Source organism: Nostoc sp. (genome assembly GCF_036918245.1).
Lineage (GTDB): Bacteria > Cyanobacteriota > Cyanobacteriia > Cyanobacteriales > Nostocaceae > Nostoc.
The window spans coordinates 1-13,562 of sequence record NZ_JBALEF010000007.1 but is presented as its reverse complement, the minus strand read 5'-3'; the positions used below and the strand labels follow the sequence as shown (position 1 = coordinate 13,562).

The window sequence follows — 13,562 nt, the reverse complement described above, 5'->3', positions numbered from 1 at the left end:
CACTCACTACTCAGAACTCTTATGGTGCTGGGTTTGGCGACTGAGCATGAACTGTATCCAATTCTTCCAAAATGTCTTTGTTGAGAACTACATTTATACTTTCCAGATTCTCTTTGAGTTGTTCGAGTGTCGTAGCACCAATAATTGTGCTAGGCACAAACCAACGACTCCGCACAAATGCTAAAGCCAGATGCGCTGGACTCAGTTGATAACGCTTGGCAATTTCCACATAAGCTGCTACTGCTTGACCTACTTTTGGTTTTAAATAACGCTGACCAAAATTTTCAAACAAACTGACTCTGGCTTTCTCTGGTTTGCCGTTTAGGTATTTGCCAGTCAAGAAACCAAACGCCAAAGGACTATAAGCTAATAACCCAATTTCTTCTTGATAAACTGCTTCTGCTAAGGCTCCGTCAAAAACTCGATTTAGCAAGTTGTAAGCATTTTGAATCGAAACAACTTTGGGCAATCCTAACTGTTTAGCAGCGTTACTAAACTGGGCGACTCCCCAAGGTGTTTCATTACTCAAACCGATATAGCGAATTTTCCCTGCCTTAATTACATCGGCAAATACTGCTAGCTGTTCAGGAATGGGAATCGTTTTTTCCACCTGATTCGGATCGAATACCGTTTGCCCAAATCGTGGCACGTAGCGGTCGGGCCAGTGGATTTGATATAAATCAATATAGTCTGTCTGTAATCTTTTTAGACTATCGTCTACAGCTTGTTTGATATTATCACGGTCAATTGCTTTGGCACCACCACGAACCCATTTAAAGCCTCGACCAGGGCCAGCAATTTTAGTAGCTATAATAAGTTGATCTCTTTGTTGACGCTTTAACCATTCCCCAATGTAAGTTTCAGTTAATCCATAAGTTTCGCCACTTGGTGGGACAGGGTACATCTCAGCCGCATCAATAAAGTTGACTCCTTGGGCAATAGAATAATCTAGCTGCTCGTGGGCTTCTTCAATGGTATTTTGCTGTCCATAAGTCATAGTTCCCAGACAAATTTCGGAAACTTTTAAGTCACTCTTGCCAAGTTGGTTATACTTCATATTTCTGCGTTGTTATTCACTCAATTCAACAGTGATATTTTTGTTGGAAATTTTGCATTTTGTCAAGGGCGCTATTATTTTTAAGTAAATTAGCTTCAAACAACACTGGGTTCGGCACTTAGCCAATATAAATTTTTCAGCAAATACAAATATTAATTTGTAAGTACTACTAAAAATCGATAGACAAATCGTATTTTATGGGTACAGTTGTTTATTATTGCATAGTATGAAGCAGATAAGTAAGCTAGTTTGGAGTAATAAAAATTATAAAATTGTAGTAGAAAATACTTGCTTTTATTGGGTATTTGTGAAATAGACTGTTTTAGCCTAAATTTATACTACAGTAACTTGTTAAAGTTACCGTAGTATATCAAAAAATCTTAATATTCTTCTAGAACTAAGGCTTAATAAATGTTCATATTAATATACTTAGCTCTAAGTAGCTTGTACTCACGGTATCAAAATATACCAAACTTACCTGCGAGAGTTTACAACAACTGATAGCAATGACAAAGATTTAGGGTTTTAATGACTTGCATAACCAGGAATTTTTGCTGCGATCGCTGACAACGATACTCATGTCTATGACAATATGATTTAAGAGGTTGTTTGAAAAGTCATAGTTGATGTATCAAATATTTTTTTACCCCACCCTAACCCTCCCCTTATAAAGGGGAGGGAACTGAATTTTCTAGTTTCCCCTCTTTACAAGGGGTGATTAAAATCACAGTCAAACACTTTTCAAACATCCTCTAAGGCGTAAGGTATGTTACCACGTTAGCCTAACGCACTGAAAACCTGCGATCGCTGACAACGATACTCATATCTATAGCAATCTGATTTAAGTAACAATTAAATAGAATTATATTGTGAACTTAAAATGTTTGCTGAGATGATTATGACATTTTTGATACATTCAATTGCAGTTACAAAGCGGCATATTAATAATTTATCTGGGGTTGCTGAATTTAGATATGAAATGCAAAAATCAGGTATTTTCAACTCTTATTCTCTGTGTGTGTGCGCCTCTGCGTGAAACAAATTTGTATTCTTAATCAGCAATGCCCTTTATTTTGGATTAAATAATTTAGTTATGTTATATCTATAAATAGAAGTATAAAAAACTCTTATTGCAACTTTTTTTAGGGATTACACCTTTTGACATTAGGATTAGATTCTTGATTTTTCTCCTTATGCCTGGAGTTGCTCTTTCTAGAGACGCCTATATTCAGGAGAATTCCAATGTCATTGGACAAAAATGCCCTTGAGCAACCAGCAAATAAGTTGCTTGCAGCTTTGCCAGCCAGTGATTATCAGCGTCTTATTCCCCACATGAAGCTGGTTCCGCTGTCAAATCGGCAAGTCCTTTACCAAACAGGTGAACCGATCACAGAGGTCTATTTTCCTAATAAAGCAGTGGTTTAGTGGTTTCTATAGTCACCACTATGGAAGATGGCTCCACAGCAGAAGTTGGTTTAGTGAGTAATGAAGGCATGGTGGGTATGCCCGTAATTTTAGGAAACAACACCACAATCACAACAGCATTTGTGCAGATTCCAGATACTGCCATACAAATCGATGCAGATATATTCAGAAGCGAGTTCAATCGGGGTACAGTGCTTCAAAGCTTGCTACTGCGATATGTCCAAGGTGTATACACTCAAATAGTACAAGAATCTGGGTGCAACCGTCTTCATCAGCTAGAGGAGCGGCTGGCTCGTTGGCTGCTGACAATCTCTGACCGTCTGGAATCAAAGGAATTTCCGCTCACCTAAGAATTTATCTCACAGATGCTGGGTGTAAATAGCGCTGGTGTCACCGAAACAGCTAGCACCCTGAGCCAAGCTGGAATGATCGCCTACCACCGTGGTCAGATTAAGATCCTGAATCGAGAGGTTTTAGAAAAAACTTCCTGTGAATGTTATCAGATACTAGAAGAGGAATCTATTCGTTTATTGGGCTTATTGCCCAATAAACGACGAAAATAACTTTTTTTAAGCTTCTGTGTACGATACCGCACAGACCCAAACAAGTGTGTTCATTTAAACTTTTTTAGATTGTCTTCGTATTTCTTTAGCGAATACACCTTTTGACATTAGGATCTGATCTTTAAATCCTTTCCTTGTGCTCTGAGTTGGCTTTTCTAGAGTCACCTACTTTAAGGAGAGTGGTTTGTAATGTCATTAGATAAAAATCTCTTTGAGCAACCATCAAATAAGCTGTTCGCAGCTCTGCCAGCCAGTGATTATCAGCGTCTTGTCCCCCATCTAAAGCTAGTTTCGCTCGAAGTTTCGCAAATTCTTTACCAAGCAGGCGAACCGATCGCACAGGTCTATTTTCCTGATCAGGGAGCGGTTTCTATAGTCACCACTATGGAAGATGGTTCGACTGTGGAAGCTGGTATAGTGAGCAATCAAGGCATGGTGGGTATCCCGGTAATTTTAGGAGACAAGACCACAACCACAACAGCGTTTGTGCAAGTTTCGGGTGCTGCTATGCGAATGAATGCAGATGTACTTAAAGGCGAGTTCAATCGGGGCGGAGCGCTTCAAACCCTGCTGCTGTCCTACGTACAAGCTCTATACTCTGAACTGGCGCAAGGAACTGCCTGCAACCGTCTGCATACCTTAGAAGAACGGCTGGCTCGCTGGTTACTGACAGTCTCTGACCGTTTAGAATCAGAAGATTTTCGGCTCACGCAAGAATTTCTCTCCCAGATGCTAGCTAGGTGTACGTCGTTCTGGCGTTACAGTTGCGGCTAGCACCCTCAGCCGAGCCGGAATGATCAGCTATCGGTCATATTAGCATCCTGAACCGAGAGGATTTGGAAGCAACTTCCTGCGAGTGTTATCGAGTCATACAAAACGAATTTGCTCGCTTACTAGGCATGAAGCCCAGTAAGCCAGCCGAAAAATTTTTTTGAGTTATAGCCGTAGTCACTAATGTTAAGACAGTGTTGCTCGCTCAAAGCCTTGACAAAACTGGGTTTTTACTCAGCACTCAGCACTCAGCACTTTGCTATATGTGTGCGAAACCGAACAGACTCGCAAAACTCACTTGATTTAAAGTATTTTGAGCAAATTCCTCTTTTAATGTTCAGTGAGCAAAAACACTCTTAAGCCACAAGTAAATAAGTTACTCGCGGCTTTGTCAACTAGTGATTATGAGCGTCTTGTTCCACACCTGAAGTCGGTTTCGCTTTCGACTCGGCAAGTCATTTACGAACCAAATGAACCGATTGCACACGTCTATTTTCCCCAACACGCAGTAGTTTCTAGTGTCAGTAGTATGGAAGATGACTCGATGGTGGAAGTTGGGATAGTGAGCAATGAAGGGATGCTAGGTATCCCAGTAATTTTAGGAGGCAATACAACAATCACAAAAGCATTTGTGCAGGTTTCAAGTGCTGCTATGCAGATGGATGCAGGTGTACTTAAAACCGAGTTCAATCAGGGCGGAGCTATTCAAAAGCTGCTGCTGCGTTATGTACAAGCTGCATACACTGAATTGGCGCAAGGATGTGCCTGCAACCGTTTTCATACCCTAGAGGAGCGACTGGCTCGTTGGCTACTGACAATCTCTGACCGTCTAGAATCAGAGGATTTTCCGCTCACACAAGAATTTATCGCCCAGATGCTAGGTGTACGGCGCTCCGGTGTGACAGTAGCGGCTAATATCCTGAGCCGAACCGGAATGATTCGCTACCACCGTGGTCATATTAGCATTCTCAACCGAGAGGATTTGTTAGCAACTTCCTGCGAGTGTTATCGAGTCATCCAAAACGAATTTGCTCGGTTGCTAGGGAATTAGCCAAGGTGCGATCGCCAATAAATAATTTTAAGTTATTATATGTCTGAAACCGGACAGACGCTTGCTAGTTAGTTCCTTTAAGATTTAGTTAAGTAGACATCAAATAGCGCTTACAAATATGTGACTTTTGATGTGATTACTACTTCAAGTACTTGAGCTACAGAGTGGTAAGAATATGTATAATCAATCGATGTCTTTCTTTTAAAGGTGTGCGATTGCTGGTTGTTGATGACGATTTTGATACAAGAACATTACTTACCTACCTGTTTAAATTAGGTGGAGCAGAGATTATCACTGCTGCTTCAGCAGGGAAGGCTATAGAAATAATGTCATTTTTTAAACCAGACATCCTAATTAGTGACATTTATTTACCAGATGAAGACGGTTACTCACTGCTCTTGAAGGCCAGAAATCTGGAAGCAAAGCGAGGGAGAGAGCTTCCAGCTATTGCTTTGACGGCATCTGCTTATGAAGAAGACCGTGATATTGCATTATTAGTAGGTTATGATATATATCGGTGTAAGCCTATAGACTTAGACGAATTAGCTTTTATGGTTGCTAATTTAATTGGAATCGACAATAGGCTTGAGATATTGGAATGCAACAAGGCAAAAACCAGTAAGCAAGAAAGCTTTAACTAAATTTTATTTATTGTAAAAATACAATTTCTACGACGGTGTATGCCAACGCCTGGTGATTTTTATCCTAAATCATCAGGCGATGCTTTTTCTCAGGAATCTTTTGACTAATTTTATTTTTTATTAATTTCGCTAGTAGTAAAAATTTATTCAAAGGTAGTGATATAAAATATACTAAGAATAAATACAGAGAACAACCAAGTGATTCTCTGCAAGTACTCATTTTTTCATATAAAGGAGCGCATTATGGAATATCTTGCTTATTCTCACATGTTTATTGCTCAAGAAGAAGCATCTGGAAACACTAAGTATAATCTCCCTCAACCTCGATTCAATTGGAAAAAACTGCTTAAATCTTCAGCTTGGTTAGCTTTAGCTGGTGTCGGTGTATTATTTGCTGCTGTAACCCAAATTCAAATGAGTTCGGCTGCTTATGTAAAGACTAACGGCAGTTGTTTACGTGTCCGTTCAGGTCCAAGCACCAACTACTCCTATGTGGACTGCGTACCAAATGGCGCAACACTTCCAGCAATTGAACGATATGAAAACGGTTTTGCCAGACTTTTTACAGGTAGATACGTTTTTGCCCGATGGATTGGTGATAGACCTAACAATCGTCCTGTAACTAGACCCGGTGGTGTTGGCGGTTCGATAATTCTTACCCCTGGTTCTAAAGGTCTGCTCGTCAGAGACGTTCAAACAGCTTTGGGTAATCTCAGAATTGATGGAATTTATGGTCAAGAAACTGTTAGCCGAGTCCGCAGCTTTCAGGCGAGTAAAGGTCTACTTGTAGATGGTGTTGTAGGCCCCGAAACTCGATCTGCTCTGGGTATTTAGCCAGAAGCAACCCTTTGAACATCTCCTTTCCAAGTTCTACCTATTTTCTGGTGGAATGGAGAGAAGTCAAAAGTTCAGGAAATCAAAATTTCAGAACGTCTGGCCCGTCATCAGGCGGGCAATACGACCTCACTCCACAAGAACTGATAAAGTGAAAAACCGACTTTTACCCCGGTTTTATGCACCTTAGAAAACAGAAATTTTGCATTTTGTTGAAAAAAGTTCCTAAGTAGATGTTTCTGATGAAATACCCAAGTAATTTTGTACAATCTGCAAAATGCGCTCTGCTGCATGACCATCCCCAAAAGGATTGATTGCATTTGCCATCGCTTCATAAGCATCTGAATAACTGAGTAACTCAGCAGCGGCTGCAAAAATATTCTCAGTCGTAGTGCCAACAAGTTTGGCTGTACCAGCGACAACAGCCTCTGGTCTTTCGGTGGTGTCTCTCAAAACTAGTACTGGTTTTCCCAAGCTGGGGGCTTCTTCTTGTAAGCCACCAGAGTCAGTGAGCAAAAGATGCGATCGCCCAATTGCTCCTACCAATTCGCCATAATCTAGAGGATCTGTCAAGAAAATTCGGGGATGATTCCCTAAAAGTTCCTGCAAGGGGACTCGCACTGTCGGATTGCGGTGTAATGGTAGCAGCAAAGCTGTATCAGGAAACTTGTCTAAAATTTGTAAAAACGCCTGAGCGATCGCTAACAGAGGTTCTCCCCAATTCTCCCGACGATGAACTGTTGCTAACAAAACCCGATATGATTCCCAGTTTAAGCCTGGGACATTACAAACTACTTGGGTTGCAGCGACATTTAACAATGCATCAATTACCGTGTTGCCCGTCATGTGAATTTCACCCAAAACACCAGAACGATGCAAGTTTTCCACAGCCCAAGGAGTCGGCGCAAAGTGCAACTGAGTAATTTGAGAAATCAATCGGCGATTAGCTTCTTCTGGGTAAGGATTGAAGATATCATCAGTTCTTAACCCTGCTTCTACATGACCAATAGGAATTTTTTGATAAAAAGCTGCCAAAGCTGCGGCAAAAGCAGTGGTAGTATCTCCCTGCACGATTACTAAATCTGGCTTTTCCACCTTAAATAATGCTTCTAACCCTTGTAAACTACGGCAAGTAATATCATTTAGAGATTGCTGAACCTGCATAATTTCCAAGTTATAATCAGACTTGATATTAAACAGTTGCATAACTTGCTCAACCATCTCCCGATGCTGTCCAGTTAGAATTACTTGCAACTGAAATTCTGAAGACTTCTGGAAAACCTGAATCACTGGAGCAAGTTTAATCGCTTCTGGGCGAGTACCTAAGATAATGTAAACACGTTTTTGATTAATCATTAGTCATCTGTAATTTACCATCTATAGTCAATGGTCTATAGTCAATGGTCTATGGTCAATAGTCGACGGTCAATCCTCACATAAACCATAAATATTAATGGATAAATCACACAAGATATAAAAAAACCCGGCTTAACCGGGCAAATGCATTGTTTGTCTAATTAACCTGTAATAACTATTTAAAAGTTCAAATTATGAAAATCATGAAAAAACCCGGCTTAACCGGGCAGACGCACTGTTTGTCTAATTAACCTGTAATAACTATTTAATCTTACAAGTTAGAGGGCAAGCAGCGTAAACAGTAGTCTGCATTTGGTCTGCCTCTCCATGCAGCCAGCTTAACCATTTAACGTCACTAGGATGAACTCCCTTAACAGTTAGCACACCCGCAGCCAATACAACTGCCATGACATTAAACATTATTAGAGCGCCTGCTACAAGCAAAACCGCACTAACAGGCATCACAGATTGCAAGATAATCGACAACAGACATCCGACCGTAGCCATCAAGACAACTAGTGGAAAACCCACAACCAACAAACATACTGCTAATGTAAAAGTCCATATTAAAAAGCTTTTAATCATCAACAAGGAGTAGGTCTTTCCTTGATTAGAGCTTTGAGCAGAAACCATGACTTTTCCTCCTAAAATACACAACAAATTTTAATTTCAGTCATATCTCACTTTTTGCGAGTAAACTGAATTGTTTCAGTTGAGATTTAGTATATAAAAACTAATTGGAAAAATGAGCATTTGTTTACTAAAGTTTACAGTTAATTTTTCATAATTATAGATATAAAATCAATTTTCTATCTATTAAAAAAACTTGTTTACTGCATCTACCTTTAGGTATAGAACCTAAAATATATGAGCTTTTAACCTTGATCCCCATGATATCGCTCCTATTCAACTTAACATTTCTTATAAAAATTAGTAGTCTTTCTCATAATTCCTAGACAAGCTGAATAAATGATCTGCTAGTATTTGTGCTGTTAATTGCTGGCAATTTGTGCCCATGTCTGGGATAAATTTCTCATCTAAGCCATGAGAATATTTACTTCAAACATTAAAGCATTAAAATACACATTTAAACATATGTGTATTTCCTGAGGTCTTTTGAGTCCTTACGTGTGTTAAACCAGTTTAGATAGGTTAAATAATCTATCTAAATATTCTGAGGAGTGAAATCTTAGGAAATAAAAGATACCAATTCAGGGAGATGAAATAGATTGACCGTGGTTCTAGAGTTTCAATCGCCTTCTATCACCGCTAAGGCTTGCAGACAAGCATTCTCCAAAAGTCATCAAAGCAAGTGACTTTACTTCTCGTTAATTCATCTTTTTAACTGCCAAATGTGAAGATATATGACAGAATCACAGTCTCCATTAAATTCTAACTCTGCTGCCGGACGTAATCTACCACCCATGCCGCCGCCACCACCACCAACCCCAACCTTTAGTACGCAGCGGCAGATGACACAAACACTCGATATGTCAATGGATAGGGGCACTAATCCGCCTGTTGCAGGTCATCGTCCGGGTAGTCCACCGCCAATACCTAATTCAGTTCGCCCTCAAAACAGCAGTCCAGAAATCACTTTAGAAAAGTTAATCAGAGAAGCTTACGATCAGGGATATTCTGACTTGCACTTGGGTGTGGGTGAACCACCCCGCTTTCGCAGCCGAGGAGAAATTCAATCAGGAGATTATCCAGAAACAGATAAAGAAACTTTTATGAGTTGGTTGCGGGAGGTGATGAGTGAGGGAGAAATTCAGCGCTTTGAAGAATCCTTAGAATTTGACGGAGCAACTCAATACGAATTTGCTCGCGTGCGGATTAATGTTTTTGGCTCCCTCAAAGGGCCTGCAATGGTGTTGCGGTTGATTCCGCTAAAAATCTTAACTATGGAACAGTTGAGATTACCTCCAATTTTTCGGGATATTTGTCATCACCATAAAGGTTTAATTTTGGTGACGGGGCCCACTGGTTCTGGTAAGTCCACCACAATGGCAGCGATGATTGACTACATTAATAAGGAGATGGCCAAACATATCATCACCATTGAAGACCCGATAGAATTTGTCCATCAAAGCCGCAAGTCTTTAGTCAAACAGCGGGAAGTAGGAATGCATACCCGGAAATTTGACAACGCTTTGAAAGCAGCTTTGCGGGAAGACCCAGATTTGATTCTGGTGGGGGAAATGCGGGACAAGGAAACAGTTAACACTGCCCTAAAAGCCGCTCAGACTGGTCACTTAGTCATGGGAACTTTGCACACCAATAGTGCGGTCAAAACCATTGAACGGATTCTCAACCTCTATTCTGGTGATGAACAGGATGCAATGCGGGTGGCGATTTCTGAGTCTTTAGTGGCAGTAATTGCTCAAGGTTTGTGTCGCACAACTGACGGTAAGCGGGCTGCTTTCCACGATGTGCTGATCAATACTGAGGCGATTAAGGAATGGATCAAAGACGGTAAGTATGATGAAATTGGCGAGCTGATGAAACAAGCTGGCTTTGACGGCATGATAACGATGAATCAGTCGTTGCTCAATCTCTATCAAGACGGACGAATTACTGAAGAAACTGCTTTGGAAATGTCACCAACTCCTAACGAAATGGCACAGTTTCTCCGAGGTCGAGTTTAACGATTGGGCATTGGGCATTGGGCATTAGTTATTTCTTCCCTGCTCCTCTGCCTCCTCTGCTCCCTGATCTTCCAGTACCTAATCCCAAATATCTTTGCGATCCTGGTTGAGGTTATAGCTAAGGTAAAAGGTAAAAGAGAGAATTTTTTACTTTTAGTTTCCTAACCTCTGTGAATAACTTGACGACAAACAAACTATCTACACCCCAGCTGTTTAAAGGCATTGCGCTATTTACACCTGGAGGAGATTTAATTTACTGCATCGACCCTAGCAAGCAAGGTCGATGGCATTTGCATTTGTGCTCGGCTTTGCAAGAAATTCTAGATTTACCAGAGCCACCACACTTTTTAGTGCCTTGTTATACTGCAACTATTGACAATTGGTTAGATCCGCGCACTCAACAAGTGCGAACTTTTGCTGAAGCTTATCCGGCTGTAATTAGACATCAAGCTTTGCTTAATGCTATTTTTGGCACAGGGGAATTAGTATGGCAAGCAGCTCCTTGGCAAGAGGGATTGTGCGATCGCATGGTGTTAACAACCTATCGTTCGTCATTTGTGCAGCTTTGGGAGGATCACGATTTAATTGTCCGTCTAGACCTTTCTGAACCTGTGCCAAAATATCACCAACCAGTAATAGTACAAAAAAAAGAAGCCATTACCCAAGGCTATGTTCTCCGCTTGTTTGTGGCAGGACATAGCAGTTCTACTGAACGCATTCTGCAAAATTTACACGAATTGTTAGAGCGATCGCTCGGACACCCTTATACTTTGAAGGTGATTGATGTTTTAAGTCATCCAGAACAAGCAGAACTAAATCAGGTTTCTGCAACCCCTACCCTTGTCAAGGTTTGGCCTCACCCAATTCGGCGAATCGTCGGAGAGTTGGATCATGTAGAAAAGATTTTACAGATGTTAGCTGCTAAGGAAAAATTTTAAGTAATCAGACTAGTTTTTTTTGCTAAGTGCGCGAATGGGTAGGTGTTGGTGAAGGGGTAACTACAAAAATGGTTAGATTGCCGTATCTGCAAGGATTTGATAATTTTCGCACTTGAAACCATCCGCGCACCTTATATAAACTGACTTTCAGCTATTTACAGTTAGCACAATTGCCAGTGCCTATGTTATGATTTTTGCATCCGCGCTATTGAACCTTGAAAACCAAATAACACAGGGCTTTCAGACGCCTGCATCGTAATCAACTAAAATCCCTATTAGGGATTGAAACTGCGGAACCCTATCATGAATTGCTCGATGTATACTCGTAATCAACTAAAATCCCTATTAGGGATTGAAACTTTTATGGAGTGGTCTTTGTGGATAATGTCAGCTATCGTAATCAACTAAAATCCCTATTAGGGATTGAAACTCACCCATTGACGATATTTTCATCAACAAAAACATTCGTAATCAACTAAAATCCCTATTAGGGATTGAAACACGACGTTCTAAATATATCTCCAAATTACTATCAATCGTAATCAACTAAAATCCCTATTAGGGATTGAAACTTGTATTTAATTCTGCAAATCCGTTTGTTTTCTCATCGTAATCAACTAAAATCCCTATTAGGGATTGAAATAAGAGGGACATAAACAAATTCGAGAATGGCTAGCATCGCAATCAACTAAAATCCCTATTAGGGATTGAAACCCTCTGTTTCTTTACAAACCCTTTCAGCTTGCCAATCGCAATCAACTAAAATCCCTATTAGGGATTGAAACGACTCACTAACCGCATTGTTTGGCACTCCGCAGGAATCGCAATCAACTAAAATCCCTATTAGGGATTGAAACCCCAGACTAAGGGCGGCGGCGGCTTCAGTTTGAGATCGCAATCAACTAAAATCCCTATTAGGGATTGAAACCAAATAAACCAACCTTCCAAAGTTGACTTATGTGTAATCGCAATCAACTAAAATCCCTATTAACCCAAGTTGCTAGTTACTCTAATGGGCGATCGCGTTGGGACAGTTAAGCAATAAAATGCCCTCCAAGAAGAAAATTAGGAGGGCTATATGCTAAACGAAATAATTGCAATATATGCTATCACGGACGACCTGTTAAAGGGGATTGGGCACAAAGAAGATTCTCGTCGAGCCATGAACGATGCAGAAATTATTACAACTGCTATCTGCGCGGCGATGTTCTTTAATGGTAATCATAGTAAAGCTTGTAGCTATATGAAAGACCATCGCTTGATCTTGAATATGTTAGAAAATTCACGATTTAACCGGAGATTACACAGTGTCTCAATGTTAATCAACGATTTGTTTCATCAAGTGGGAACGATCCTGAAAGATATTAGTGATTCCACTGAATATCTTTTAGACTCATTTCCCGTACCCATCTGCGATAACATTCGGATCTTTAATGTAAAAATCATCCAGTCGGCGCAGTATAGAGCGGAGCCGGAGACGCTCCGCCTCCGGGTTATATAGCATCGAAAAAACGTTATTTCTATGGCGTTAGGGTGCAGTTATTAACGACCAAAAATGGTATTCCCGTTGAATTTGTATTTATGCCTGGTAGAGAAGCGTGATGTCCGCGCCTTAAATGCGAAACCGAGTGAATCTACCACCTGGCAGTGAAGTTTATGGTGATTCAGCCTATACAGATTACACTGTTGAAGATGACTTGGAACAAACTCTTTCATATTTATTTAAAAGTCATGCGGAAAAAGAACTCCAAGCGTCAAGACCTACCTTGGAATCAATATATTAAATCAACATACTCGGCATTACATCGAAACCGTGTTTAGTGATATCACAAGTGATTTTCCTAAATCGATTCATGCTTGTACAATGCAAGGCTTTTTACTGAAACTCCAAGCATTTATTTTGGCATTTACTCTCCAACAAGCATTTATGCCCACAGATGTTCCGTCTTGTTAAGATACTCCTGCACCAGTGCGTGTGCTGATAACCTGGGTGTGCCACTGGGAGGACGATGATCTATCTTGATTCGACAACCAATAATGTGGATAGGTGGTTTGTTTTCGCCTAATTCCGCACGATGAGAAATCGCATAAGTTTGTCCCTCCACGACTTCGGCTTTAGCAGTGTAAACAGGGTTATATCCGAGACTGTGTAGTAAGGGAACTACCCACAGTTCGCGGGTAACACTAGTAGTCTGCCAAGGCAACTTTGCTTGGTAGCCCCTGTTTTTGATAAGCTACTGAAAAATCAGAGAGTAGCATGCATGGTAAAAAAGTACAT

12 protein-coding genes, 2 pseudogenes and 1 CRISPR repeat array are annotated in these 13,562 nt (G+C 40.5%); of the genes and pseudogenes, 10 read left to right on the top strand and 4 right to left on the bottom strand.

Features of this window, described 5'->3' with window-relative positions; all coding sequences use genetic code 11:
- Positions 1 to 19: 19 nt before the first annotated feature.
- Positions 20 to 1,057 carry an NADP(H)-dependent aldo-keto reductase gene (locus V7L12_RS01785; RefSeq protein ID WP_335081578.1) on the bottom strand — a complete coding sequence of 346 codons (1,038 nt, stop codon included), beginning with the start codon at positions 1,055 to 1,057 and terminating at the stop codon, positions 20 to 22.
- Between the two features lie 1,242 nt (positions 1,058 to 2,299).
- Between V7L12_RS01785 and V7L12_RS01780 the strand changes: the two genes are divergently transcribed.
- The 7 genes and pseudogenes from V7L12_RS01780 (at position 2,300) to V7L12_RS01750 (ending at position 6,342) form a co-directional block, all read left to right on the top strand.
- On the top strand, positions 2,300 to 2,482 hold the full coding sequence (locus V7L12_RS01780) for a hypothetical protein (RefSeq protein ID WP_335081575.1): 183 nt from the start codon (positions 2,300 to 2,302) through the stop codon (positions 2,480 to 2,482).
- A complete protein-coding gene (locus V7L12_RS01775) occupies positions 2,482 to 2,832 on the top strand; it encodes a Crp/Fnr family transcriptional regulator (protein WP_335081573.1) in 351 nt (116 codons plus the stop codon). Before V7L12_RS01780 ends, V7L12_RS01775 begins: the two co-directional genes overlap by 1 nt.
- A 15-nt stretch (positions 2,833 to 2,847) precedes the next feature.
- Complete coding sequence (locus tag V7L12_RS01770; protein ID WP_335081571.1) at positions 2,848 to 3,045, top strand: hypothetical protein; 198 nt, start codon at positions 2,848 to 2,850, stop codon at positions 3,043 to 3,045.
- A gap of 189 nt (positions 3,046 to 3,234) precedes the next feature.
- A pseudogene (locus V7L12_RS01765) lies at positions 3,235 to 3,980 on the top strand (Crp/Fnr family transcriptional regulator).
- Positions 3,981 to 4,156: 176 nt separating this feature from the next.
- Positions 4,157 to 4,867 (top strand): Crp/Fnr family transcriptional regulator, encoded by a 711-nt coding sequence (locus V7L12_RS01760; RefSeq protein ID WP_335081569.1) that lies wholly within the window; start codon positions 4,157 to 4,159, stop codon positions 4,865 to 4,867.
- A gap of 209 nt (positions 4,868 to 5,076) precedes the next feature.
- Positions 5,077 to 5,508: a response regulator gene (locus V7L12_RS01755; RefSeq protein ID WP_335081567.1), complete on the top strand. Its 432-nt coding sequence runs from the start codon at positions 5,077 to 5,079 to the stop codon at positions 5,506 to 5,508.
- A 243-nt stretch (positions 5,509 to 5,751) separates the two neighbouring features.
- Complete coding sequence (locus V7L12_RS01750; protein WP_335081565.1) at positions 5,752 to 6,342, top strand: peptidoglycan-binding protein; 591 nt, start codon at positions 5,752 to 5,754, stop codon at positions 6,340 to 6,342.
- A 225-nt stretch (positions 6,343 to 6,567) separates the two neighbouring features.
- Here the strand turns inward: V7L12_RS01750 and wecB are convergent, their stop codons facing one another.
- The gene (gene wecB / locus V7L12_RS01745; protein ID WP_335081563.1) at positions 6,568 to 7,698 is read right to left on the bottom strand and encodes a non-hydrolyzing UDP-N-acetylglucosamine 2-epimerase; all 1,131 of its coding nucleotides are present in this window, start codon (positions 7,696 to 7,698) and stop codon (positions 6,568 to 6,570) included.
- A gap of 261 nt (positions 7,699 to 7,959) precedes the next feature.
- On the bottom strand, positions 7,960 to 8,331 hold the full coding sequence (locus V7L12_RS01740) for a hypothetical protein (RefSeq protein ID WP_335081561.1): 372 nt from the start codon (positions 8,329 to 8,331) through the stop codon (positions 7,960 to 7,962).
- 731 nt (positions 8,332 to 9,062) lie between these two features.
- On the opposite strand from V7L12_RS01740, the gene V7L12_RS01735 reads away from it, so the two are divergent.
- From V7L12_RS01735 to V7L12_RS33070, 3 genes and pseudogenes are all read left to right on the top strand, one after another.
- Positions 9,063 to 10,346: a type IV pilus twitching motility protein PilT gene (locus tag V7L12_RS01735; protein WP_335081559.1), complete on the top strand. Its 1,284-nt coding sequence runs from the start codon at positions 9,063 to 9,065 to the stop codon at positions 10,344 to 10,346.
- A 170-nt stretch (positions 10,347 to 10,516) separates the two neighbouring features.
- Complete coding sequence (locus V7L12_RS01730; protein ID WP_335081558.1) at positions 10,517 to 11,284, top strand: circadian clock KaiB family protein; 768 nt, start codon at positions 10,517 to 10,519, stop codon at positions 11,282 to 11,284.
- A 253-nt stretch (positions 11,285 to 11,537) separates the two neighbouring features.
- Positions 11,538 to 12,212: direct repeats of the CRISPR family, unit length 36 nt; unit sequence TCGTAATCAACTAAAATCCCTATTAGGGATTGAAAC.
- 150 nt (positions 12,213 to 12,362) lie between these two features.
- Positions 12,363 to 13,238, top strand: a pseudogene (locus tag V7L12_RS33070) (IS982 family transposase).
- Here the strand turns inward: V7L12_RS33070 and V7L12_RS01715 are convergent.
- The gene (locus V7L12_RS01715) at positions 13,210 to 13,488 is read right to left on the bottom strand and encodes a hypothetical protein (protein ID WP_335081553.1); all 279 of its coding nucleotides are present in this window, start codon (positions 13,486 to 13,488) and stop codon (positions 13,210 to 13,212) included. The pseudogene V7L12_RS33070 and the gene V7L12_RS01715 overlap by 29 nt on opposite strands.
- Positions 13,489 to 13,562: the final 74 nt, after the last annotated feature.